We start from the raw sequence: 23,352 nt of genomic DNA, 5'->3' as shown, positions 1-23,352 counted from the left end.
TGTGTTAAGCCAAGCATAATAAAAAGTAAATCTGATGAAATTTTCAGTAAACACACTAAAAAAAATCTGCCTAGTTATTGCATTGCCAACTATATTTACCAAATAAAATTCCATTCATGAAGAACACTCACACCCACCCATTCAGGCTTTTCCTGAGTTTGTGCCTGTTTTTGATAGGCACCTGCGCTTTTGCGCAAAAGTCCATCTCCGGCAAAGTTACGGCCGTTGATGATGGTTCCGCCCTCATTGGTGCCTCGGTCTTTATCAAAGGAAGCACTGTAGGTACAGTCACCGACCTTGACGGAGCTTTTACCTTACAAATTCCCGAGGGATCTACCAACACCCTGGTGGTCTCTTACACCGGGTATTCCACCCTTGAAGTCGACATGGGTACGCAGACCAGTTTCGATTTGCAGCTCAAGTCCGATGTTACCTTACTACAAGAGGCCGTGGTTACGGGTTATGGTACCCAATCGCGGCGCGACATCACTGGTGCGGTAGCCAGTGTGGACACCAAACAATTGCTCTCGGTGCCCTCCACCAACGTGGCTCAGGCCATGCAAGGCCGGGTGGCCGGGGTGAACGTCAGCAACGAAAATGCTCCGGGTGGCGGCGTGATGGTACGCATCCGGGGTTTTGGTACCATCAACGACAACTCACCGCTGTTTGTAGTCGATGGGATGCCCACCAAAGGCAACCTGAACACTTTGAACCTGAACGACGTAGAATCCATCCAAATCCTGAAAGACGCTTCTGCTGCCTCTATTTATGGCTCACGTGCCGGAAACGGGGTAGTGATCATCACCACCAAGCGGGGCAAAAGCGGCAAGCCAAAGTTCAGCTACGATGCCTACTACGGGAACCAAACGCCGATCAAGTTTTTGGACCTCTTGAATACCCAGGAATACGTTAACCTGCTCTGGGAATCGCGGATCAATGCAGAAAACCCGGGCTTGCTCGTGGACGGTAAAATTTCCGATCCTTCCAAGATCGTTTACCCCAACATCCCGATGTTTGGTGGTCGAGTAGCTACTCCGATTATCCCTGATTACATTTTCCCAGTTGGTGCAGTGGGCACCGTGGACGAAAGTAAGTACAGCGTATCGCCCAAAAACCTGATCACCAAAGCCAATAAGGTGGGGACAGACTGGTTTGACGAAATCTTCGATTCTGCCCCCATTCAAAACCACCAAATTGGGGTAAGTGGTGCAAATGAACAGGCTAGGTACTCCATGTCGCTGAACTATTTCGATCAGCAAGGGATCATGAAATACACCAGTTTCAAGCGTTATTCCTTGCGGGCGAATACCGAATTTAAGGTGAGTAAAAAAATCCGTTTGGGGGAAAACATGCAATTAGCCTATGGCGAACAGATTGGCCAGCCCAATGGTAATCAAAGCGAAAGCAACCCGATTTCTTTTGCATACCGGGTTCCTCCCATCACACCAGTCTATGACGTGAGGGGATATTTCGCTGGCTCTCCTACCGTTTTGGACAACTCGCGTAGCCCTGTGGCTGAATTGTACCGCAACAAAGACAACAAAGGCAAGGAAATTCGTTTGTTTGGCAATGCCTTTATTGAAGCCGACATCCTCAAGGATTTGACTGCCCGCAGCCAGTTTGGGGTAGATTATGGCCTCTTTAACATTCGCCGCTACCGTGCCAATGACCCTGAATCACCAGAGCCAGTTGGAAACAACAACCTCAACACAGCCAATAGTTACGATGTAACCTGGACCTGGTACAACACCCTTACCTATACCAAGGAGCTTGGGGAAAAACACCGCATCAATGCCATGATTGGTACTGAAGCCATCAAAAACTACTTTGAGTTTTTCACTGGTGAAAGGAATGGTTTCGCCGTGGATGATTTACCCAACCGCTACCTCAGTGCAGGCCGGGCGGGTATCAACAACACTGGCGGGGCTGCCGAATGGTTGCTCGCCTCTGAGTTTGGACGCCTGAACTACGTTTACGACGACAAATACCTGATCGATGCAACCGTTCGTCGCGACCGCTCTTCCCGTTTTGCTCCAGAATTCCGGACAGCCATTTTCCCGGCAGTTAGTGCGGGTTGGATTTTGTCAAAAGAAGGATTCCTCGCAAACAGTCAAGCCATTACCTTTGCCAAACTGCGCGTAGGTTGGGGACAAACGGGTAACCAGGAAATTGGTAACTACAACGCCTTCTCTACTTTTGCAACTTCTCCTGAATCCTCTTTTTACGACTTGGCTGGTTCCAGAACCTCTTCACAGCCTGGCTACGAACTGGGGCAATTTGGCAACGCCAAAGCCAAGTGGGAAACCACAACCTCCATCAATGCAGGGTTTGACGTGACCATGTGGGGTGGTAAGTTTGATATTGCTTTCGACTGGTTTGACCGCCGCACCACCGATATGCTCTTCCCGGTTGAAGTTCAGTTTACTCAAGGCGTGGCAATCAACCCGTTCCAAAACATCGGCGAAATGCAAAACACCGGGGTTGAATTGGGTTTGAACTACCGTGGCAAAAGTGGAGAGTTTTCTTATACTATTGGCGCCAATTTCTCTACTTACAAAAATACCGTGATCAAAACCAATGGCGACCCCAAAACCCAGTACTTTGGCTTCAGCAACCTGCGTTTGCCAACTGGTACGGTTTCGGTTACCCAACAGGGCTTCCCATTGGCTTCTTTCTTTGGCTACGACATTTTGGGCATTTTCCAGACGGATGCTGAAGCAGCTGAAGCTCCTGTACAATTTGGCGGTGGCGCGATGAACAAAGCAGGTGCCTTCAAATACCGTGATGTAAACGGTGACCGCATCATCAACTCCGCAGATCGCACCATCATCGGTAGTCCACACCCTGATTTTACTTACGGGATCAACCTGAGTTTCAATTACAAAAACTTCCAGCTCGATATCTTTGGTCAAGGGGTACAAGGCAACGAACTGTTCAACTATGTTCGCTACTGGACCGACTTCCCCACTTTTGGTGGCAACCGTTCTCAGCGCATGTACGAAGATTCCTGGCGCCCTGGCAAAACCGATGCCAAACTGCCGATTCCACGTTCCAACGACGTAATCAGCTCCAACCCTTCCACTTATTACCTGGAAGATGGTTCCTATTTCCGCTTGAAAAACGTGCAGCTGACCTACAACCTGCCACAACAACTGATGTCCCGTTTTGGCATCGGTGGCTTGCGGGTATGGGCGCAGGGTCAAAACCTGCTGACCATCACCAAATATGAAGGGCTTGATCCTGAAGTAAACCTGCGCAACTACAGCGCTGGTTCTGACCGGCAAATCGGGGTAGACGAAGGAACCTATCCAGCTTTCCGTTCTATCAACTTTGGCCTGGGCTTAACGTTCTAATTCATTCCAAAAGCGCCGTCTTTTGGATTAAAAAAATGATTTCAACCATGAAAAAAATAAAAATCATAAGTGCAGTAATGGTAACCATGCTTTCGGCTGCTTCCTGCAACGATGAATTTCTGTCAGTTACCCCTTTGGGTGTATTGAGTGAAGCCACCCTGAGCAATGCTGCCGGGGTCAATCTGGTACTGACTGGTGCCTATTCCCTTCTGGACGGCGTACAAACCAACGTAGGTTCAGCATTCCCCGACTGGACGGGTTCAGCCGACAACTGGGTGTACGGTTCCGTCACTTCTGACGATGCGTATAAGGGCACCAATGCGGGGGACCAACCCGAAATTTCACTTATCGAAGCTTTTACGCATACGGCTGATTTGACCCACTTCCGGGGTAAGTGGCGGGCCGTTTACGACGGCATAGCCCGTTCCAATGACGTCATCCAACTGGCACCCAAAGCCACTGACTTGAGCGATGCAGATAAAAATCTGGCCATTGCCCAAGCACGTTTCCTACGTGGGCACTACCACTTTGAGGCGCGTAAAATGTTCAACAAGGTGCCTTACGTAGACGATCAGACCTACAATGCTGCTGATGCATTGAGCACCAAATTGCCCAATGACAAGGAAATTTGGCCCAACATCGAAGCGGATTTGAAGTTTGCGTATGACAACTTACCCAATCGCTGGGCAGGTGCACCTGGCCGGGCTACCAAATGGGCAGCTGGTGCTACTCTGGCCAAAGCTTATCTTTTCCAGGGTAAATACGCCGAAGCCAAACCCATTTTGGAAGCCATTATCAATACGGGTGGCTACAAACTGGTGGACAAATACCACGATAATCACCGTGCAGCCACCAACAACAATAGTGAATCAATTTTCGAGATTCAGTTCTCCGTTAACGATGGTGCGGCGATTTCGAACAATGGTAATCGTGGTCACACGCTTAATTTTCCTTATGGTGGTGGCGCTTTGACTACCTGCTGCGGTTTTTTTCAACCTAGCCAGAACCTGGTCAATGCTTTCAAAACCGATGCCAACGGCCTCCCATTGTTGAATGATTTTAACCAAGTGGATGTACCTGGAGACAACTCCCAGGCTTACGCCGGAGCATTGGATCCTCGGCTTGATTGGACAGTAGGGCGTGACGGAGTACCCTATTTGGATTGGGGAGTACACAACCCCCAATACGTCCGTGACCGCGCATATGGTGGGCCGTATACGCCCAAAAAACAGTCGCCATACCGCTCTGAAAATGGTACCAATACCTGGACAGGAAATCCCCGGATGAATGCGAACAACTACCGATTGATTCGTTTGTCTCATGTGATCCTTTGGTTGGCTGAATGTGAAGTGGAAATTGGTAGTCTGGAAAAAGCCCGGGAATTGGTGAACCAAATTCGTAAAAGAGCAGCCAACCCTGATGGCTTTGTAAAATTGGCCAATGGAAATCCGGCAGGCAATTATGTTGTAAAAGAATACGCAACAGCCTGGACCGACAAAAGTGTAGCCCGCAATGCGGTACGTTTTGAGCAACGCCTGGAATTTGCAATGGAAGGACACCGTTTCTTTGACCTGGTGCGTTGGGGCATTGCCGATCAGGTGATCAATGATTATTTGAGCGTTGAGCAAAACCGCCGCGTTTATTTGAAAGGTGCAAAGTTTGTCAAGGGCAAACACGAATATTTCCCAATCCCTGCTCAGGAGATTCTCAATAGTGCTATCAATGGGAATCCTACTTTGGTGCAGAATCCGGGGTATTAAGAGTTGATCAAAAGACTCTTGTGAGTTCCGAAGCATGAGTCATCCCGAATTTTTGGGATGACTCATGTTCCTAAGCTCAAAAAAGAAAGCCATCAATTGCCTAATCATCAAATTGTATCAAGCCTATTGATCAATAAAAACTATCTCTATCCGCTGATTGGCCAGCCTTCCCGCTGGTGAGCTATTGGTGGCGATGGGTTGCTCTTTACCTGAACCCCTGGCCCGAATCCGTTCGATTGGCACCTGGTCCAACACCAATAAATCTGCAATCCTCTCAGCCCGGTGATTGGTCAGTTCCGTAGCGAAATTGTAAGTGCAATGATTATTGGTATGGGCCACAATTTCGATGGCGAGGCCAGGATTTTCTTTCAAAAAAGTAGCCAAACGGTGTATTTCTGCATAGGCTGATGAGTCCAACTCACTTTGATTGGGCAGGAACACTATGTTTTCAAGAACAATGGTTTTTTCCACGATAGGATTAAAAAGTTGGATGTCCTGTTCCAATTCATTCCTGGCAATAACCATAAATGTATCCAACATCATGCTCGATTCTTCTGAGGCGGGGCGGTTACCTGGGCGGTATTGAAAACCTCGTTCGATGCGCAGTTGACCTTCAATTTTAGCTCGAATTTGTTGGTTCATAACTGCTGATTGCGCCGAGAGCATGCGCATATCTAGTAGGGTTCGCAGATAGTTTCGTACATCCGTTTTGATCTGGGTAGTCAGTTCATTTTGATTTTTTTGCAAAATGTAATTGGAGATATCCCGGGCAGACTCTTCTTGCCATTCAAAACAAGGACTAAAACTGGCTTGCCATTTGGCAAGATCAGCTTCAGGCAGCAACAACAAATTTGGATTTTTCAGCATCTGCTCTTTTTGCTCCCGCCAAACGGCTCTTTCATCGGGTTTGACTTTTTTGTCCTGCCTTTTGATTTCCTCATTCAACATCTGTAAAATCAGGGACTGAGCTGTAGCTGGCAAAATTTCCCAACGTTGTTGGATTTCAATGAGGCGAACAAAATCTTCAAAAGTGGTCGGGATTAAGGTTTCAATGGCAGTTGAGGGGTCATTGAATCTGGACTGTCCATCATGAAATTTCAGCAAAGCCTGTTGCTTTTGGGTAGCCAGGTAATCTTCACGGAGTTTATTCAGCCCAGACTCCAGGGTTTTGGTAAAACTGATTGAGGCGGTGTCCTCCCATTGCTGCAAAATTGAGTTTACATACCCCTGGCGCTCCTTGTGTAGATTTTTGATGGCCACCAGATTTTGATTATACGCCAATTGAAGGGCTTCAATTTCTTCCTCCACTTGTCGATAATTAGGGTTGGCGGCCAACATGGCATTCATCTTTTCATCGTTGTCCTCACGTTCGATGGCCGCGGGCCCTTTGCGCAGTAAATTGTAGGTGGGCGAAAAAAGCTGGCCAGATAAGGCGTTGATGGTCATTTCCGCGTTACGCGGCAAAAGCAACTGGTACTTTCCCTGCTGATTGCTGATGCCTTGCCTGAGTACCCTGGTATTGCGTTGAGGATCATAGTAATTCAGACTCACCGTGACATCGCTGGCCGGGCTCTTGGATTGGGGCAGATAAACCTGACCTTTTACCAAAATTACTGCCTTAGCTCTTAAAGAAGCAGGAACACTGGTGCTAAGGATGCGAGGAATTTTGGCTTCGGTGCGGGTCCACCAGGCTTTTTCGCCAATTACCGAAGTACAAAAACCCCATTCGTCGTACTCAGAATTGAAATTGGAACCCAAATTGACGGGAGCACTCCATGCAGTCCAGGAATTGTCGGTTCTTTGACTCATGAACAAGTCCAGTCCCCCGAAGCCAGGTCGTCCATTGGTAGCAAAATAAAGGGTTTGCCCATCGGCTGCTAAGAAAGCACTGCGTTCGTCTCCTAAAGTGTTGATGGTAGGTCCGAGGTTTTGCAGATTTTTCCACAATAAATCTCCTTCGCGTTGAGCTACGTAAATATCACTATGCTGCTGGGTGCTATCGGGATGAGTCAGGCACAACAATAAAGTTTGTCCATCATTGCTGACAAAACCATGCTGAATTTGAAAGGCCGAATCCCAGGGTTCAATCACCATATTTTGCGGTGTAGACCAACTACGGGTACTGAGCTTTGACTGAGCAAGGCTTTTTTTTCCCGTTTCATCTTCCAACAGCAAGTAGAGCTCATTCTCATCCAGGTTGATGGCCAGGCATTGGTCGTTTTGATCAGAATTAACGGGCATTCCGACATTGACCGGGCGGCTCCACTGGTTTTCACTCAAATATTGGCAAATCCAGATATCGGCAAGGTCTGCTTTTCCAAAATTGGCGTGGTTTCCTACTTCACTGTACAACAACAGGCTGCCATCCGGACTTAAAATAGGTGCGTAATGAGGGAAGTGCTGCTGATCACTAACTCCCATACGCCTGGTGTCCTGTGCATGTAAGCCGGCTTGACCGAGCCACATCCACAGGAAGAGCGCCAGGATATAGGGGTGAAAAGGCATACACGGTTTTTTCTTGGAACTTGGTTAAACATCGTAAGTGATTTCCACTTCCGTAGAAGTTGGATGCGACTGACAAGTCAGGATAAAGCCTTTGCTTACTTCTTCGTCATCAAGGGCGTAACAAGCGTCCATTTTTACAGCACCTTTGAGTACCTTGGCCATACAACTGGAGCAAGCCCCCGAAGTACAGGAATAAGGTGGATCCAGTTTTTGATCCAACAGGGCATCCAGTATGGTTTTGTTGGGCGCAACAGAAACGGTATGGGTTTGTCCATTTAGGATTGCAGTAACTTGGGCTCCACTTACTCCACTGAAATGGGGGGCATTGGGGTCAACGACAGCAGTGAAATGTTCAATGTGGATGTGTTTTTTATCAATGTTTTGCTGATGCAAAGCATGCTCCACGACATTGATCATTGGGCCGGGGCCACAAATGAAGTACTCGGCTTCGCGGGTATTATTCGTGTTTTCTGTTAAAAAGCGGTTGATCAAAGTGTTGTCGATGCGCCCGGTCAAACCTTCCCATGAAATGGCGCCTTTGGCAAACAAGCCTGAAAGGCCTTTGGGTTTTTCGCGTTTAGGTTGGCTGAGGGTGTGGGTAACGCTCAATTGCCCATCGTACCGTTTTTTCAATTGCTCCAACTGATCGTAGAACAAAATTGAATCTTCATTGCGGTTGCCATACAGAAGGTGTACTGTACTCTGAGGTTCCTCTTCCAAAATGGTTTTCAAAATAGCCATCAGAGGGGTTATGCCACTTCCTGCTCCAAAAAGATAATAGGTTTTGCGTTGATCTCCATCAAGGCTAGGTGAAAAGCGGCCATCGGGTTGCATCACCTCCACTTTTTCCCCTACATGGAGTTTGTCGGCAATGTAGTTGGAAACGAGCCCTTTTTTTACTCTCTTTACGGTTACTGCAATGTCGTTCTCCAAAGGGCTGCTGCACATGGAATAGGCACGACGCACTTCTTTTCCGTTGATGGAAAATTTCAAGGTCAGGTATTGGCCGGCTTGGTAAGCAAACTCAGATTTTATATCTTCGGGAATGCCAAATACTACGGTAACGGCTTCGGCTGTTTCCGGGCGGATTTCTTTCACCGTTAGGGTAAAAAATTTCTTGCTCATATCTTTGTGGTTGAGGAGTTAAAGAGTTGAGAAGGTTGAGAGGGTTGAGAAAGTTGAGGCTACCGCAGCAATTTTGACACTAGCAGTGTCAACGTCTCTGCAGTAGCCTAAACCTTCTCAACCTCTTCAACTTTCCTCAGCCTCCACTCTAACACAGTTTCAAGTTTTCGGTTTTGAGGAGGCAAAAATAATTAAATGTTTGGGAGTTCCTGAGGAACTATGTTAATCAATCCACTACATAAAAACATTTACCGATGAAATGGAGTGATTTGAAGTACCTGATTGCCTACACGGCTCCTTTGGCAACCCTTTGGGGGCTGTATCAGCAAGGCCACTGGTCCTTTGCAGGCATTTATGTCGGTTTTGTATTCATTCCACTGGCGGAGCTGATCAGTCCGGCTTCGGCGCGCAATTTGCCGCCACAGGAAGAAGCACAAAAACTGGGTATGTGGTTTTTTGATCTTTTATTGTACCTCAACATTCCTTTGTTGTACTTCATTTTGCAGGTGTATTTCCAGCAGGTTTACGGTGGAAACAGTGCAACTTATGAATTGATAGGCATGACCTGTAGCGTGGGTTTAATTGTGGGAACCATCGGTATCAATGTGGCCCATGAACTAGGGCATCGCGCCAAAAAGAGTGAACAAACCATGGCCAAAATTCTGCTCTTAAGTGCCTTTTACATGCACTTTTTCATCGAGCACAACCGAGGGCACCACAAACACGTCAGCACCGATGCCGATCCGGCTTCTGCACGTTTTGGAGAAAATCTTTATTCCTTTTGGTTGCGTTCTGTTTGGGGTTCCTGGCGCAATGCCTGGAAACTGGAGGCCGAACGTTTACATAAAATGGGGCTTCCCGCGTTTAACTGGCAGAATGAGATGCTACGGTTTCAGGTATTCCAACTCGGATATTTGTTCTGTGTGGGCTGGGTATATGCTTGGTGGATGCTGCCCTATGCGATAGCTGTGGCAGTGTTTGGTTTTTTATTGCTTGAATCAGTAAATTACATCGAACACTATGGCTTGCGCCGAAAAACCTTGCCCAATGGCCGCCCCGAACCCGTTCAGGCCTGGCACTCCTGGAATTCAGACCACGAACTGGGGCGCATTTTTTTGTATGAATTGACCCGACATTCGGATCACCATTTTAAAGCCAGTCGCAAATACCAGATCTTGCGACACTTTGACGAAAGTCCACAATTGCCCTTTGGGTATCCTACTTCCATCATTATTGCTTTGTTTCCACCTGTTTGGTTTATGTTGATGAACCCCAGGGTAAAACAAGAACAACTGCGGCTCTCGACGCCAAACACTTAACGATGCAACAAGCTGGTAAACTTTATTTGATTCCGGTGCCTTTGGGTGAAACTGCACATCATACCATTCCTCAATACGTCAAAGAATGCCTTTGGCAACTGGACTATTTTATTGTTGAGCGTGCCAAAACTGCGCGTCATTTCATCAAAGCCGCCCAACATCCACGCCCCTTGCCTGAATTGGAAATGGTAGAGCTCAGTGAACACACCAAAGAGGCCGAATACCGTTCTTTTTTAGCGCCGGCCCTCAACGGCAAACACATTGGTTTGATGTCAGAAGCGGGTTGCCCAGGGGTAGCCGATCCCGGCGCAGCAGTGGTTGAGCTTGCACATCGGCAAGGCATTCAAGTTGTACCACTCGTTGGACCTTCATCAATTTTGCTGGCGTTGATGGGCTCCGGGATGAACGGCCAGAAGTTTTGTTTTCAAGGGTATTTGAGTGCGAAAAAACAAGACCTGGGGCAACAACTCAAACGCCTGGAACAATTGGCTCAGCGCGATCAGTGCACCCAGATTTTTATTGAAGCGCCTTATCGCAATCAGCAGATTGTCGCAGCAGCCCTTCAGCATCTGGCCCCGCAAACCCGTTTGTGCATTGCTGTGGATTTGACCATGCCTAGCGAATACATTGTAACCAGAAAGGTGGAAGATTGGAAGCGAAATCCTCCAGCCGATTTACACAAACGGCCAGCGATATTTTTGTTAGGATAATGAAACAAAGGCCTACAACGTACAATAGTTTGCATAAATAAAGGGTTTTATCGTTCTTTGAGCCATCAGGTGTTTCCGTCTGGAAACATCGAACCAAGCCATTCGATCATGCTTTTTATCGACGAAAAAACCATCGACCTCGCCATTGACGCCATCAGTGATTCTGATGAGCGCTACGATGCTGCACTCGCATCCATTGAAAGCCAACAGGCTGAGATGATGTCTTATCTGTTTGCGGAAGACGAGGCTACCTTCAATGAAGACGAGAAAGATTTCCTTTTGTACCTGCTGCTGATCATTTGGGAAGCAGTGCGGACTAAGGTTGAAAAGATTAACCCGATCCCGGCTTCAGCGATTTCGGATGCCGAGGAGGCCAGTTGGGAAACCTTGGAAACCAGTGTAGGCAAAAAATTCCGGGATCGACTTGATCCCTTTTTTGAAGCCACCAAACAAGAAGATTTGTTGGCTTTTGTGGAGGATGCACTCCTGGATGACGACGACACCCCAGTCACCAAAGAAGGCCGCGAGCCAATGTTTGTGACCTTGAAGGCAGTGATTGATTGTTTGGATCAGTTCAATTAGTTGAGGAGTTGAGGCCGCTGCGGTAGCCTCAACTTCTCAACCCCTCAACTTACTTGCATTCCACCTTACTCAGATACGTCCCAATCTTTGCATTGGCCGGGTCTTTTAGCACCAGTTTTCCGCCGGGACCTTCGGTGAGCTCCCCAGTCATTTCACCTACTGCATCGGCTTCAATGACGAAGACTTTTTCTTCAGCTTGCTCACTGCCTTCAATAACGTAATCCCAATCGGCAGTCACTTTGTTGCCGTCCAGGGTGCCGGAGAGGTTGCCACGGGCACCATCTTTTTCCCAGGGTTCCCAGGCCATATACCCGGTCACTTTTGTCCCTTCAATCGTTAAAGTCAGGAAAGTAGTATCCTGCCCTTCGGTGAAAAGATAACAGGTTGTCCCGTCTTCGACAGTGAATTCGCCTTCTGTGCTGGTTTCTTCCTCGGTGCTTGGTTTGGCTTTTGGTTGGCAAGCCACAAAAGTGATTGCCAAAATCAGGCAAGCGCAAAATCTGAGCATGTTGAGCATGGTATAGAAGTTTTTGATGTTTTGTAGGATCAAGGGGCGAAAAAAAATGAACATTTATTTTTGCCCCACTACCAAGGTAACAAGGCTTGGGAAAATTCTTGAGCAAACCCAGGGTATTTTTCCAAAAAGCCCTAATTTGAACACTTAATCTACTTCAGTAAATGGATTTTTTCAACACCTTATTGCTCACCCTACGCCTGGCTGGTGTCACCACCGTCATTTTGCTGGTGTTGGGCATCCCCATTGCTTACCGTTTGGCGTACACCCGCAGTTTTTTAAAACCCGTTTTTGAGGCGCTGGTTAGTTTGCCATTGGTGTTGCCACCTACGGTAATTGGGTTTTATTTGCTACTGGCCTTTAGTCCCAATAGTGCCTTGGGCGAGTGGTTGCAAAACAACCTGGACGTTCGACTGGTGTTTACTTTTGAAGGGCTGGTTTTGGGCTCGGTCATTTACAGTTTCCCATTTATGGTACAACCGCTGCAATCGGGATTTGAACATTTGCCTCCACATTTGGCCGAAGCTTCCTATACCCTGGGCAAATCGACCTGGGTCACCTTGTGGCGGGTGTTGTTGCCCAACATTCGGCCGGCACTCTTGAGTGGGATCGTGTTGTCCTTTGCACATACGGTGGGGGAGTTTGGGGTAGTGTTGATGATTGGGGGGAATATTCCTTCGGTTACCCGGGTGGCGTCGATTGCCATTTATGACGAAGTGGAAGCACTCAATTTTGCCGCCGCCAATCAGTATGCCCTCAGTATGGTTGTGCTCACTTTTGTTTTTTTGGTGCTATTTTTCCGTTTCAATCGCCGCTCGCAACAATGGATCACTCGATAAGCCATCTTAATTGTAGCTTACAACTCGTGGATTCCCAACGCTCCTTCCACCTGGAAGTCGACTTGCAGCTTTACCAAAAGGAGCTGCTTGCTTTGACTGGGCCATCAGGCAGCGGTAAAACGACCATTCTGCGCATCCTGGCCGGACTGGAGAAAAGAGCCAAAGGGCGTTTGATGGTGCAAGGTGAGCTGTGGCAGGATTCCGAAAAAGGCATTTTTTTAGCTCCTCAGCAGCGTTCGATTGGACTGGTATTCCAGGATTATGCTCTTTTCCCCAACATGAGTGTATTGCAAAATTTGCAGTTTGCCTTGCCTAAAACCGAAAACCCGGCCCTGATTGAGGAATTATTGGAGGTGATGGATTTGTTGGACTTGAAAAAAGCTTACCCTCGGGAGTTGTCTGGTGGCCAACAACAAAGGGTTGCCCTGGCTCGTGCTCTCGTGCGTCGCCCCAAATTGTTGTTGCTCGACGAACCCCTTTCGGCTCTGGATACCCAAATGCGGGAGCACTTGCAAACCTTTATCCGCCTGCTCCATGAGCGGTATGCGCTGACTACCCTTTTGATCAGCCACCATCCCGAAGAAATTCAACGCTTGGCCGATCGGGTACTTGTATTAGAAAAAGGAAAGATCATTGATGGAAGTTTGACTCAGGAAGCGAAGCCTACGGGTTTGTTGCTGCGCGCCATCTGGTTGGCGCCGCAAAATGGGCTGATTCGGGTGCAATTGGGGGACAATGTATTGCAGATGCCGCAGCCTGCGAAAGTGTTTACAGACTACCTTCCTGGGCAGGAGGTGTGGATTCGGATGGTGTCGGCGGAGTGGTTTGAGGTATGTGAGGATCTCATCAAGAAATCAATGGATTAAAATACAATAGCGCTAGATAGCACTATCGAAGCTGAAGAAAAGAGAAATAAATCTGAAAATCAAAATAACAAACAATGAAAAAATTACTCAACAAGAACATTATTATATTGTCTATTTTTATTGTTGCAGTTGCCGCTGTGATCATCCAAGTTGCCTATGAAGAAAAGTTAATTCGTTCTGATCCTAGTCTAACTTTAGGACAAATAATTGATTCCTTTAAGCCCCCCTCAGGCAGGCTAGGGAGGTCATATACCTATGAGTTTGTTGTCAATGGTCAAAAATTCAATGGATCTTTTTATGAGAGTGCCTTCTGCGAGAGGTATCGTTCATATCAAGAAGATTTAGAAATTGCCCAAAGTAAGATTCCGGTAATTTACTATAAACAAAACCCCAAAATCAATGAAATGCTTCTCAAAAAGATACAGTATTCCAAATATGATTTAAAGTATCCTGACAGTTTAAAAGTATTCTTAGATAAATATTTCAATTGTGATTAGCAAAAAAAATATCATTGATTATGAGTTGATTGACAAATAGACCACCTACTTCTGCTTCCCCCGCATCGACTCATACACCCCAATGGCCAGCTTTGCAAAGCCAGGAAGTTTCCGCGAAACCGAGGATTTTACCGCATCCGCACTGTCACTATTCATGATGTTCGCCATATCAGTATAAGACCAATCCAGGTCATCTTTCATGGCTTTGAAACGGTTTTTCCATTCTTGCTCAGCCTTCTCTTCCATGGTTTTGCGGATAAAAGCCCAGGTGCTCTCCGAAAAATGGGGCTTGAGGTTTTGTTCCATGTAAAACAACAATGCTTCCGCTTCGGTACAAAATGGGTGTTCCTTGCGGTAGTTGTGCATTACGGCATTTATCCCAAATTCAAAGGTATCGCACATGATTTGCGCTTTGCGCTCATTGGACAAATGGTAATACCAATTGGCATAAGCCAGTTCGGCTGCTTTGCGGGAATTGATGAGCTCAAAATAGTCCATAACGATTGATTAATAAGCGGTCACACCATAAGGTTAAATAGTCGAAATTGACCTTCGGAACGGTCAAAAGGTACTGAATATCGCCCAATTGTTTTTCACTTTTGGAGGCTGCATACCACAAGAGTTTGCCAATGATCAGGTCTTCGATGGCTGCGATGTAGCAGTCAACACCCAGAAAATCTACTTTTCGCCTGCGCTCGAATGCTGTCCAATTGTAATCGGAATCTTGGTAAAGCATAAAATCGAGCTTAACTCCCGTTGAAAAATCAATGATGTTGAAGAATTTTAGCTGGGTAGCGCTGTCTTTTAAGCCTTGCAGTTGTCCTTCCCATTCCGGAAAATGGGGAATGATTTTGTCAATGTGATGCACATGAATCTGGATGATCAAATCAATATCCAGTGTAAACCGGACGTGATTGTAAAAACCAACGGCGAATCCACCCACCAGCATGTAGGAGATTTGCTCCTTTTCCAGTACCTGAGCTACTTTGTTTAAGGCTTCTACTAATTTGTTCATGGAACGAAAGTAAACATATGTTTACTTTTTTCAAAATCTTAAAGCTAAATTCTTGGTTCTCCAACTTGACATACTTTCGGCTGAAACACTTTGAAGTGTACGAATCTGTAAAATTCAACACATAATGAGCACCTTATAGCGAAAAAAACACCCAACACTGTACCTTTGCGCCAATTTTTATCGTTCCTAATGCAAAATTAAGACTGTGCATACTATGATTCTGAGTGGAAAGCCGTTTTTGCGGATTGTTTTTGGTGTTATTTTCAGCTTGTTTCTGGTTACAACATGGGCCCAAAAAGGCTGGGAAGCCGGTGTTTGGCTGGGAACAGCCTATTATTTTGGCGATCTGAATACCAGCTACAACCTGAGTGATCCCCGGCCAGCCGGTGGGATCATTGCCCGATACAATTTCAACAATCGGGTTTGTTTCAAAATGGGAGGCGGTTACGGTATCGTCAGCGGTGATGATGCCCGTTCGAGCAACCCTTTTGAAAAGGCACGTAACCTCAGTTTTCGTTCGGAAATTTTTGACGTGAGCGGCCAACTGGAAATCAACTTTTTGCCCTACATGCACGGCAGCCGCACGGAGTTTTTTACCCCCTACCTTTTCGCGGGCTTTTCGGCTTTTTCCTTCAACCCTACTGCGGATTTGAACGGTACCCGCTATAATTTGCGCGAATTGGGTACCGAAGGTCAATTTAAAGGTGAAGAATATTACAGCGTGAGCGGCAGTTTTGTCTACGGCGGTGGGTTAAAAATTGACGTGAGCAAAACCTGGAGCCTCAACCTGGAACTTGGTGCCCGGGCTGCTTTTACAGATTACATCGATGATGTAAGCACAGTTTATGCGGACAACAAAGACATCCTGCGCAGCCGGGGCGAAGTAGCTGCTGCACTTGCAGATCGCTCGATTATGATTCCTGGTGTTGACAGCAGTCAATTGGGCAAGGAAGGCTCCCAACGGGGGAACAGCAAGAATAAGGACAATTTGGTGTTTATCCAGATTGGGATTGTACGGTATTTTGGGAATTTGGCTTGTCCGAAGCCTTAGTGCTACCATAAACTTGCCATTCGTACTTGCCCTAAAATCCTCCGCACTATTGCCTTTTCCCTCCAATCTTTCTATATTTGAAAAAAGTGCTCATGATTTCAGCACCCGTTTCCGCACCCACGGAAACCAAAACCAGAACGAAACGCCGTAAAATTCCAACCTATCTCGTACGGGAAACCATCGATGAGGTAGAATTTTATTATCCAGGCTTTCGTCAAGTTTTGGACAAGCGGAAGCAAGTAGAGGAAATAAGGGGGGATGGAGGGCTCACATTTTTCTTGAAGCTTTTTTTAGCCGACGCGCTTAAAGCCGGACTTAATAATCAACTGTATCGAATCGGATGTGGCCAATTAGGGTTTACTGCAAATAACAATGACAATATGGAGTTGGGGGTAGTCATTTTTGACCGCGCAAAACTTACTCCCGATCAAATCACCCCACGCTACGTAACCGTAGCACCCAAAGTGGTCATCGAAATTGACGTCAACGTCGAATTGCCCGATCGCAATTCGGACCTATTCCAGGAGTACGTCATCCACAAGGTTGAAAATCTGTTCAAAAATGGGGTGGAAAAAGTAATCTGGTTTTTTAGCAAAAGCAAAAAGGTGTTCATCGCACTTCCTAATCAACCTTGGCAGATGGATGATTGGAACAAAGACGTAATTCTCTTTGAAAACGTTAAAGTAAACATTGCAGCCTACATTGAACAGGAAGGGTTTAAATTGGAATAAAAATAACCTTGTGACAAAAAAAAACACCTACCCACGCCTACTCTGGAGTTTAGCCATCGCCCTCTTAATACTTGGCCTACAATCTTGCCGTACTGGCTGCGGTTGCCCCATGGCCCAAACAGAAAGAGGATTCCAGGTTGCCCCAGAATCCTCTCCCGCGTTTTATCCAGATGAGTTACCATCATCACATGGCATTTAGCCTGATTTCATCGTCGTTGTCGTCAAAGAAACGGTATTTCCCCAGGTGGTAGGTGCCATCTGCAGTAATGTCGATGCGCCGGAAGTATTGTTTGAACCACTTCCATTGGTAGCTGCTGAACCAACCCTTGGTCAGATAAGCTTGCAGGTAAGGGTGTACCACCAGCTTGATTTTTGACTTGGGGTGAGTAGACTGAATATAAGCCAAATCGCGCTCGATATCGCTTACCATCAGGATGGAGGCATTTGTTTTACCAGTGCCATCACAAGTAGGACAAACCTCGGTGGTGTCGATCTTCACTTCAGGCCGAACCCTTTGACGGGTAATTTGCATCAAGCCAAATTTGCTCAGCGGCAAAATGGTGTGTTGCGCCCGGTCTTTTTTCATGGCATTCTTCATCTCCTTGACCAAATCCTTCTTGTATTCCGGATTTTTCATGTCGATGAAGTCGATGATGATGATGCCCCCGATGTCGCGCAGGCGCAACTGGCGGGCGATCTCTTCCACCGCTTCCATGTTGACCTTCGACACTGCTTCTTCGGCGTTGGTGCTGGACATTTTGTGCCCGCTGTTCACGTCGATGACGTGCATGGCTTCGGTTGATTCGATCACCAGATAAGCCCCGCTGGACATCGTGGCCGTTTTGCCAAATGATGCCTGAATCTGGCGGGTGACCCCATGAGTCTCAAAAATCGGCTTGGTGCCTTTGTAATGGCTTACAATGTTGACCTGATCCGGTGCAATGGAGCCCAGGTAACTCTTGATATTGAGGTACAACTCCTTGTCGTTGACTACGATGCGGCTGAAGGAATCGCTCAGCAAATCGCGCAGGATACTGGAGGTTTTGTCCAGTTCACTCAGCAATTTGGCCGGGCCGTCCGTTTTGTACATGGATTTGTACATCTCCTCCCACTTTTCCATCATGTAGGAGAGCTCTTCGTGCAAGTCAGCCACCTTTTTTCCTTCCGCAGCCGTACGCACAATGACGCCAAAGTTTTTAGGCTTGATGCTTTCGATGAGCACCTTCAAACGTTTGCGCTCTTCGTTGTTGGCAATTTTTTTGGAAACAGCCACCACATCGGTGAAAGGGGTCAGGACCAGGTAACGGCCAGGAATGGTAATTTCACAACTCAGGCGTGGGCCTTTGGTGGAAATGGGTTCTTTGAGTACTTGTACGAGTACATTCTGGCGCTTGTTGAGCACCTGATCGATTTTGCCATTTTTATTGATCTCTGGTTCAATGGCAAAATTGTCCAAACTATAGGAATTGGATTGTCCGTTAGAAACTTGTTGGGTGAATTTCAACAAGGAACGGAGTTTCGGTCCTAAGTCAGTGTAATGCAAGAAGGCATCTTTTTTGTGCCCAATGTCTACAAAAGCCGCATTCAGTCCAGGCATCAAACGCCGGACTTTGCCCAGGAAAATATCACCAACCGTGAAATTGTTGTTGGTCTTCTGGTAGTGTATTTCCACCAGTTTGCCATCTTCCAAAAGGGCAATTTCGACTTCTGTGGGAGTAGAATTAATAATAAGATCTTTTTCCACAGACTGCCAATTTAAGGCGATCCGGATTGCAGGGAGCTTACAAATGCGGTCGTGAAGCGTAAACTAAAATAATCGGGCAGTACCTATGGTCATTAGCTCTTGTGGAAATCAAAAATAAGAGGAATCTTTTTCTGTATTGTTGGGGCTGACAAGGAGACGAAAAAAAGTACATCAACATTAAAAAGCTCGCAACTGCTCTTATCTTGACCGGTTCCGTCCAAGCTGGACATAAAAAATGGTAATGCCGTCTTTATAATTTTCGAGTAGGCCATAAGCACATAATCCAGACTATAGGCAACACGACCTATAATCTGGATTTTCCGGCAGATGACAAACTTGATGACTAATGCCGCAAGGAATGCCCCTCACAAATTCCGGAGCCACTTTATAAAAATAAGTTGATCAATGAAATATGCTGCGCACCGATGTGATTGGGGCTTATTTCAATCGCCCGATCTTTACGATACGCACCAGCATAGTTCACTATCTGTTCTTCTTCTTATGACGGTTCTTGCGCAATCTCTTTTTGCGCTTGTGCGTGGCAATCTTATGTCTTTTACGTTTTTTACCGCAAGGCATAGTATGACCTTTTAAAGGTGAATAAATTTATTTCCTGAGTCCCAGTAGAGACGCACGGCCGTGCGTCTCTACTGGGTACACTTTTCTGCAAACGAATTTGCTTTGGCCTTGTCGCCTAACGCATTATACGCATCGGCAAGCATACAGGCTGCTTCAGTAAGGCTTGGATCGAGTTCAAAGGCCCGTCCCAAACGCTCTACGGCGCGGTCGAATTGATTCGTCCGCATTGCCAAACGTCCCAATTGCACCAAAATTGCCGGATTATCGGGGTTGCTGTCGTTCAATTCACGGAGCATCAGGATCCCTTTCATTGGATTGTCCTGAGGTGGATTGTCGGTATATACCAAAGCCAGGTTGATTTTATGCGACAACTCCTCAGGATTGAGAGAGATGGCATTTTCAAAAGCTTTGCTAGCGCGTGAAGCGGCGAAGTCCTTTACTACAGGGTCACTCAACCCGGGTAAGGCAAGGGCAAACGTCGTTCCTGCAATTGACCAACTTTCCTCCGTGTTGAGCAATTCAGCAATTTGTTGGGCATAATGCCCAGAAATAACCGCATTGCCCAAACTGTACCACTCGCCTGCCAGGCGTTTGAGTACCGCAACTTTTGCGGTATCGCTGCTTTGACGGGCCAATTCATCCTCCAATGCTTCAATCAGTGCAACATCGTTCGCCTCCAGGCTATCCTTTGCTGCAGGTAAGAGCACATTGATGTCTGTGTTTTGTGCAACCAACGACCGGGACTTTTCCAGGCCTTTCATATTTGGTGCTTTGGTTTCACAACCGAAGCGGAGAACCAGCAACAGCAATAAAGCGGCTGCGATTACAGCATATTGCAATTTTGTCATAGGTGCTGGTTATTACGTAGGCTTAGTCTTCGTCTTCGTCTTCGTCGTAGCTGTCTTTCGGCAAAGAGTCCACGTTGGCTTTTACTTGCTCAACGAATACTTTTGCTGGTTTGAAAGACGGAATAAAGTGCTCAGGAATCTCAATCGCTACATTTTTCTTGATGTGGCGACCAATCTTCTTGGCGCGTCTTTTGATCACAAAACTACCGAACCCGCGAATGTAAACATTCTCCCCTTCGGCTAAAGAGCCTTTTACTTCTTTGAAGAAAGTCTCCAACGTTACCAGTACATCAACTTTTGGTACACCTGTCTTCTCAGATATTGCTGCAACTAGATCAGCTTTTCTCATCGGTATATACTTGGTTTATAGTAAGTTATAAATGTTTCCGTCTTATTCGGAAAGCGAGTGGCAAATTTCGTAATTTTCTTCCTTATTTAAAAACTAAAAGCGCTTTTATTTCTTTAGTTTTCTTTAATTTTCAATTCATTATCTTTGCCCCTCACCTAGCACCCTCGGACTCTGTGCGAGGAATGTATACTTTCAACTCTATGTTATTATCGATGACGGGCTATGGTAGGGTAAGCCGAAACTACCGCGACAAGACGATTATTGTAGAGATTCGGTCGCTGAATAGTAAATTCACAGACCTTAGGCTAAAGGCTCCCCAGCATTACAAAGAAAAGGAACCAGATATTCGGAAAATTCTGACTGAGCGCCTGGAACGTGGTAAAATCGATTTTACCCTGGAAATCAATTCTTCCACGGGAGAAGACGGTTTTGCGCTCAATATCCCTCTATTTAAACGGTATGTTACGGAGTTGCGGCAGCTCAGTGCCGAATTGAAGGTGGAAACGGGTGATTTGTTGCAGGCAGTTTTGCGTTTACCGAACGTAGTAGCTACCGCCAACGACGAAATTGAGGAACAAGAGTGGGAAAACGTTTATTCGGCCATAAAGGAAGCCATCGAGCAGTTTGAACAGTTTCGGGCCTCTGAGGGCAAGGTATTGCAAGAAGAATTGCGCAGCCGGATTGTACTAATTCAAGAGAACCTGGAAAAAGTGGGCCCTCTGGAAGGTGAGCGGGTAGTCCGGATGCGCCAGCGTTTGCACCAAAATCTGGAGGAGTCGCTAGGTAAGGAAAAAATTGATGAAAACCGTTTTGAGCAGGAAATCATCCATTACCTCGAAAAGCTGGACATCACTGAAGAAAAAGTACGCCTGGCTCAACACTGCAAGTATTTCATTGAAGAACTAAGCCAGCCGGGCACCCAGAAAGGCCGCAAACTCAGCTTTATCAGCCAGGAAATTGGCCGGGAGATCAACACCTTGGGAGCCAAGGCATACTCGTCCGAAATTCAACGCCTGGTGGTCGTGATGAAGGATGAGTTGGAAAAAATCAAAGAGCAGGTCGCTAATTGTTTGTAAAATGAGCAAGCTCATCATCTTGACTGCACCCTCAGGGGCAGGTAAAACGACCATTGTGCGGCATTTGTTGAATACCATGCCCGAGTTGGCTTTTTCCATCTCGGCAACTACACGCGAGCGCCGTCCAGATGAAGCGGAAGGAAAAGATTACTATTATATAGGTGTACCTGAATTCAAACAACTGATTGCGGAGGAAGCTTTTGCCGAATGGCAAGAAGTTTACCCTGATCAGTTTTACGGAACCCTGCGTAGCGAAATAGATCGAATTTGGGCAACAGGCAAACACATCGTTTTTGACATTGATGTAAAAGGGGCCGTCAACCTGAAGAATACCTACCCCGATCAGTCATTGGCCATTTTTGTAAAACCTCCTTCCAAGGAAGCTTTATTTGAACGATTGCGCCGACGCAAGACAGAAAATGAAGAAAGCTTGCGCAAGCGTTTGGCAAAAGCCGAAGAAGAGCTTACATTTGAAAACAAATTTGACCATATTCTGGTTAACGACGTACTGGAAGATGCACTCGACGAAGCCCAAATGCTCGTTCGCCGATTTATCCATACCTATAAATGAGCTCTTAGCTAGCATACGTTATGGACACACTCATTACCAATGGCATAAAAATTTCGGTTGAAACGTTCTATCAACCCAGCTACTCGAATCCGGTTGAGGCTAAATTCATTCATGCCTATCGGATTACGATTGAAAACCTGAGCGACATGACGGTCCAGCTCATGCGGCGCCATTGGGTCATCACTGATTCAGATGGCATTGTACGGGAAGTAGAAGGGGAAGGAGTGATTGGCCGACAGCCCGTACTGGAGCCCAATGAATCACATCAATATGTATCCTGGTGCAACTTACATACCGGAATGGGGCGTATGGTGGGATCGTACGAGATGCAAAACATTCATTCAGGCGACCTGTTTCAGGTAGATATTCCCGCATTTCAATTGATTGCACCATTCCAACTCAACTAAATTTTTGCCATAATAAAAAGAAAGCCGGATTGTAGCTGAGCTACAATCCGGCTTTCTTTTTGTGGTAGAGACGCACGGTTGTGCGTCTTTTCCTAAGTGGAGACGCACAACCGTGCGTCTCTAATGCTGATTATTGCTTGGTGATTTGGAGCAGAGGTGCCATTTCTGGATCTGCAACAACGTCAGATCTACGGTTAGCAGCTTTGCCTTCTTTGGTGCTGTTGTCAGCTTTTGGCATGGTTTCGCCACGGCCAACAGTAGCCACTTGTGCAGGGCTAACACCATTTTTGATCAACTCGCGGCAAATGGCCAAAGAACGCTTGGAAGACAGTTCCCAGTTATCCTGGTAAGCAGCACCACCACGTACTTTGTCAGTATCGGTGTGGCCTTCAACCAAAATTTTCAACTTTGGATTGCTTTTCAGCGTAGCAGCCAATTGAGCAACAGCTTCACGTTGTGCTTTAGACAGTGCATATGAACCAGTTTTGTAGTCCATTGGTGCACTGGTCATCAGGTACAAACGGCCATCTCTTTCTTCAGCAGTCAAGCCACTGCTTTTGTAAGCAGAGAAAATTCCGTTAACCTCGTTCTTGATTTTGGTGAGTTCAGCCTGACTCATGTCCAATTTTTGCTGAACTGCGCTGATTTGAGCCTTAGTGGCATCAAGATCTTTGCGCAAGTTAGCGATTTCGCCGTTCAAGCGTGCTTTTTCAGCTTCCAATTGGGCTTTCAGGTCAGCGTTTTCTTTCTCCAGGTTGGCTACCTTTGTCTGTGTTTCAGCCAAAGCCTTGTCTGCTGCTTCTTTGCTGGCGAGCAGTTCATCGAACTTTTTCTTAGAAACACAAGATTGCATAGAACCTAGCGCAAGAACAACTACTAGTAAGTTGAGTACTAGACGCATGTTTTTCTGT

Annotated in this window: 22 protein-coding genes; 13 read left to right on the top strand and 9 right to left on the bottom strand. The window is 46.5% G+C overall.

The annotated features are described in order from the left end of the window. Positions 1-116 precede the first annotated feature (116 nt). Together SFV55_RS22805 and SFV55_RS22800 are read left to right on the top strand one after the other, a co-directional pair. The gene (locus tag SFV55_RS22805) at positions 117-3,353 is read left to right on the top strand and encodes a TonB-dependent receptor (protein ID WP_320031872.1); all 3,237 of its coding nucleotides are present in this window, start codon (positions 117-119) and stop codon (positions 3,351-3,353) included. Positions 3,354-3,400: 47 nt separating this feature from the next. After that, positions 3,401-5,113: a RagB/SusD family nutrient uptake outer membrane protein gene (locus SFV55_RS22800; protein WP_320031871.1), complete on the top strand. Its 1,713-nt coding sequence runs from the start codon at positions 3,401-3,403 to the stop codon at positions 5,111-5,113. 123 nt (positions 5,114-5,236) lie between these two features. Here SFV55_RS22800 and SFV55_RS22795 read toward each other — a convergent pair whose 3' ends face one another. Together SFV55_RS22795 and SFV55_RS22790 are read right to left on the bottom strand one after the other, a co-directional pair. Further along, positions 5,237-7,618 carry an OmpA family protein gene (locus tag SFV55_RS22795; RefSeq protein WP_320031870.1) on the bottom strand — a complete coding sequence of 794 codons (2,382 nt, stop codon included), beginning with the start codon at positions 7,616-7,618 and terminating at the stop codon, positions 5,237-5,239. Between the two features lie 24 nt (positions 7,619-7,642). Beyond that, positions 7,643-8,743 carry a ferredoxin--NADP reductase gene (locus SFV55_RS22790; RefSeq protein WP_320031869.1) on the bottom strand — a complete coding sequence of 367 codons (1,101 nt, stop codon included), beginning with the start codon at positions 8,741-8,743 and terminating at the stop codon, positions 7,643-7,645. A 254-nt stretch (positions 8,744-8,997) separates the two neighbouring features. Here SFV55_RS22790 and SFV55_RS22785 point away from each other — a divergent pair, with 254 nt between their 5' ends. From SFV55_RS22785 to SFV55_RS22775, 3 genes are all read left to right on the top strand, one after another. Further along, positions 8,998-10,062: an alkane 1-monooxygenase gene (locus tag SFV55_RS22785; protein WP_320031868.1), complete on the top strand. Its 1,065-nt coding sequence runs from the start codon at positions 8,998-9,000 to the stop codon at positions 10,060-10,062. 2 nt (positions 10,063-10,064) lie between these two features. Continuing rightward, on the top strand, positions 10,065-10,772 hold the full coding sequence (locus SFV55_RS22780; RefSeq protein WP_320031867.1) for an SAM-dependent methyltransferase: 708 nt from the start codon (positions 10,065-10,067) through the stop codon (positions 10,770-10,772). A 108-nt stretch (positions 10,773-10,880) separates the two neighbouring features. Then, positions 10,881-11,354: a hypothetical protein gene (locus SFV55_RS22775; protein ID WP_320031866.1), complete on the top strand. Its 474-nt coding sequence runs from the start codon at positions 10,881-10,883 to the stop codon at positions 11,352-11,354. A gap of 49 nt (positions 11,355-11,403) precedes the next feature. On the opposite strand, the gene SFV55_RS22770 is transcribed toward SFV55_RS22775, so the two are convergent. Further along, positions 11,404-11,925, bottom strand: coding sequence for a hypothetical protein (locus SFV55_RS22770; protein WP_320031865.1), 522 nt, complete (start codon positions 11,923-11,925; stop codon positions 11,404-11,406). A gap of 107 nt (positions 11,926-12,032) precedes the next feature. Between SFV55_RS22770 and modB the strand changes: the two genes are divergently transcribed. The 3 genes from modB to SFV55_RS22755 all read left to right on the top strand — a co-directional run bounded on the left by modB (position 12,033) and on the right by SFV55_RS22755 (position 14,070). Continuing rightward, complete coding sequence (gene modB / locus SFV55_RS22765; protein ID WP_320031864.1) at positions 12,033-12,707, top strand: molybdate ABC transporter permease subunit; 675 nt, start codon at positions 12,033-12,035, stop codon at positions 12,705-12,707. Further along, a complete protein-coding gene (locus tag SFV55_RS22760; RefSeq protein WP_320031863.1) occupies positions 12,692-13,573 on the top strand; it encodes an ABC transporter ATP-binding protein in 882 nt (293 codons plus the stop codon). The genes modB and SFV55_RS22760 overlap by 16 nt, the downstream gene beginning before the upstream one ends. A 74-nt stretch (positions 13,574-13,647) precedes the next feature. Further along, a complete protein-coding gene (locus tag SFV55_RS22755; RefSeq protein WP_320031862.1) occupies positions 13,648-14,070 on the top strand; it encodes a hypothetical protein in 423 nt (140 codons plus the stop codon). Positions 14,071-14,115: 45 nt separating this feature from the next. Here SFV55_RS22755 and SFV55_RS22750 read toward each other — a convergent pair whose 3' ends face one another. Continuing rightward, positions 14,116-14,568: a hypothetical protein gene (locus SFV55_RS22750; protein ID WP_320031861.1), complete on the bottom strand. Its 453-nt coding sequence runs from the start codon at positions 14,566-14,568 to the stop codon at positions 14,116-14,118. Next, a complete protein-coding gene (locus tag SFV55_RS22745; protein ID WP_320031860.1) occupies positions 14,555-15,085 on the bottom strand; it encodes a DUF6036 family nucleotidyltransferase in 531 nt (176 codons plus the stop codon). The genes SFV55_RS22750 and SFV55_RS22745 overlap by 14 nt, the downstream gene beginning before the upstream one ends. A 214-nt stretch (positions 15,086-15,299) precedes the next feature. Between SFV55_RS22745 and SFV55_RS22740 the strand changes: the two genes are divergently transcribed. After that, a complete protein-coding gene (locus SFV55_RS22740; RefSeq protein ID WP_320031897.1) occupies positions 15,300-16,136 on the top strand; it encodes a DUF6089 family protein in 837 nt (278 codons plus the stop codon). A 77-nt stretch (positions 16,137-16,213) separates the two neighbouring features. Then, entirely contained in the window at positions 16,214-16,867 is a 654-nt protein-coding gene (locus SFV55_RS22735) for a hypothetical protein (protein WP_320031859.1), read from the top strand. 184 nt (positions 16,868-17,051) lie between these two features. Here the strand turns inward: SFV55_RS22735 and SFV55_RS22730 are convergent, their stop codons facing one another. The 3 genes from SFV55_RS22730 to SFV55_RS22720 form a co-directional block, all read right to left on the bottom strand. Further along, positions 17,052-18,611, bottom strand: a complete 1,560-nt coding sequence (locus SFV55_RS22730; RefSeq protein WP_320031858.1) for an Rne/Rng family ribonuclease — start codon at positions 18,609-18,611, stop codon at positions 17,052-17,054. 647 nt (positions 18,612-19,258) lie between these two features. Beyond that, on the bottom strand, positions 19,259-20,038 hold the full coding sequence (locus tag SFV55_RS22725; protein ID WP_320031857.1) for a tetratricopeptide repeat protein: 780 nt from the start codon (positions 20,036-20,038) through the stop codon (positions 19,259-19,261). Between the two features lie 22 nt (positions 20,039-20,060). Beyond that, positions 20,061-20,387, bottom strand: a complete 327-nt coding sequence (locus SFV55_RS22720; RefSeq protein ID WP_320031856.1) for an HU family DNA-binding protein — start codon at positions 20,385-20,387, stop codon at positions 20,061-20,063. Between the two features lie 200 nt (positions 20,388-20,587). On the opposite strand from SFV55_RS22720, the gene SFV55_RS22715 reads away from it, so the two are divergent. The 3 genes from SFV55_RS22715 to apaG are packed head-to-tail and all read left to right on the top strand — an operon-like array spanning position 20,588 to position 22,441. Beyond that, entirely contained in the window at positions 20,588-21,463 is an 876-nt protein-coding gene (locus SFV55_RS22715) for a YicC/YloC family endoribonuclease (protein ID WP_320031855.1), read from the top strand. A gap of 1 nt (position 21,464) precedes the next feature. Beyond that, positions 21,465-22,034 (top strand): guanylate kinase, encoded by a 570-nt coding sequence (gmk, locus tag SFV55_RS22710; protein ID WP_320031854.1) that lies wholly within the window; start codon positions 21,465-21,467, stop codon positions 22,032-22,034. 20 nt (positions 22,035-22,054) lie between these two features. After that, positions 22,055-22,441: a Co2+/Mg2+ efflux protein ApaG gene (apaG, locus tag SFV55_RS22705; RefSeq protein WP_320031853.1), complete on the top strand. Its 387-nt coding sequence runs from the start codon at positions 22,055-22,057 to the stop codon at positions 22,439-22,441. Positions 22,442-22,571: 130 nt separating this feature from the next. Here apaG and SFV55_RS22700 read toward each other — a convergent pair. After that, positions 22,572-23,352: OmpA family protein (locus tag SFV55_RS22700; protein ID WP_320031852.1), on the bottom strand; the 781-nt coding region annotated here is incomplete at its 5' end.

Origin of the sequence: Haliscomenobacter sp., from assembly GCF_033763495.1 — a bacterium.
In the GTDB taxonomy this organism is placed as follows: domain Bacteria; phylum Bacteroidota; class Bacteroidia; order Chitinophagales; family Saprospiraceae; genus Haliscomenobacter.
The sequence above is the reverse complement of the archived record's forward strand: the minus strand, read 5'-3'. Positions and strand labels throughout refer to the sequence as shown.

Bases quoted from the DNA above. Each gene is read 5' to 3' on its own strand.
- modB (WP_320031864.1), top strand. From the start codon at position 12,033: ATGGATTTTTTCAACACCTTATTGCTCACCCTACGCCTGGCTGGTGTC.
- SFV55_RS22770 (WP_320031865.1), bottom strand. From the start codon at position 11,925: ATGTTCATTTTTTTTCGCCCCTTGATCCTACAAAACATCAAAAACTTC.
- SFV55_RS22795 (WP_320031870.1), bottom strand. From the start codon at position 7,618: ATGCCTTTTCACCCCTATATCCTGGCGCTCTTCCTGTGGATGTGGCTC.
- SFV55_RS22790 (WP_320031869.1), bottom strand. From the start codon at position 8,743: ATGAGCAAGAAATTTTTTACCCTAACGGTGAAAGAAATCCGCCCGGAA.
- SFV55_RS22800 (WP_320031871.1), top strand. From the start codon at position 3,401: ATGAAAAAAATAAAAATCATAAGTGCAGTAATGGTAACCATGCTTTCG.
- SFV55_RS22805 (WP_320031872.1), top strand. From the start codon at position 117: ATGAAGAACACTCACACCCACCCATTCAGGCTTTTCCTGAGTTTGTGC.
- SFV55_RS22745 (WP_320031860.1), bottom strand. From the start codon at position 15,085: ATGAACAAATTAGTAGAAGCCTTAAACAAAGTAGCTCAGGTACTGGAA.
- SFV55_RS22780 (WP_320031867.1), top strand. From the start codon at position 10,065: ATGCAACAAGCTGGTAAACTTTATTTGATTCCGGTGCCTTTGGGTGAA.
- SFV55_RS22740 (WP_320031897.1), top strand. From the start codon at position 15,300: ATGATTCTGAGTGGAAAGCCGTTTTTGCGGATTGTTTTTGGTGTTATT.
- SFV55_RS22720 (WP_320031856.1), bottom strand. From the start codon at position 20,387: ATGAGAAAAGCTGATCTAGTTGCAGCAATATCTGAGAAGACAGGTGTA.
- SFV55_RS22725 (WP_320031857.1), bottom strand. From the start codon at position 20,038: ATGACAAAATTGCAATATGCTGTAATCGCAGCCGCTTTATTGCTGTTG.
- SFV55_RS22775 (WP_320031866.1), top strand. From the start codon at position 10,881: ATGCTTTTTATCGACGAAAAAACCATCGACCTCGCCATTGACGCCATC.
- SFV55_RS22750 (WP_320031861.1), bottom strand. From the start codon at position 14,568: ATGGACTATTTTGAGCTCATCAATTCCCGCAAAGCAGCCGAACTGGCT.
- apaG (WP_320031853.1), top strand. From the start codon at position 22,055: ATGGACACACTCATTACCAATGGCATAAAAATTTCGGTTGAAACGTTC.
- SFV55_RS22755 (WP_320031862.1), top strand. From the start codon at position 13,648: ATGAAAAAATTACTCAACAAGAACATTATTATATTGTCTATTTTTATT.
- SFV55_RS22715 (WP_320031855.1), top strand. From the start codon at position 20,588: ATGTTATTATCGATGACGGGCTATGGTAGGGTAAGCCGAAACTACCGC.
- SFV55_RS22785 (WP_320031868.1), top strand. From the start codon at position 8,998: ATGAAATGGAGTGATTTGAAGTACCTGATTGCCTACACGGCTCCTTTG.
- gmk (WP_320031854.1), top strand. From the start codon at position 21,465: ATGAGCAAGCTCATCATCTTGACTGCACCCTCAGGGGCAGGTAAAACG.
- SFV55_RS22760 (WP_320031863.1), top strand. From the start codon at position 12,692: ATGGATCACTCGATAAGCCATCTTAATTGTAGCTTACAACTCGTGGAT.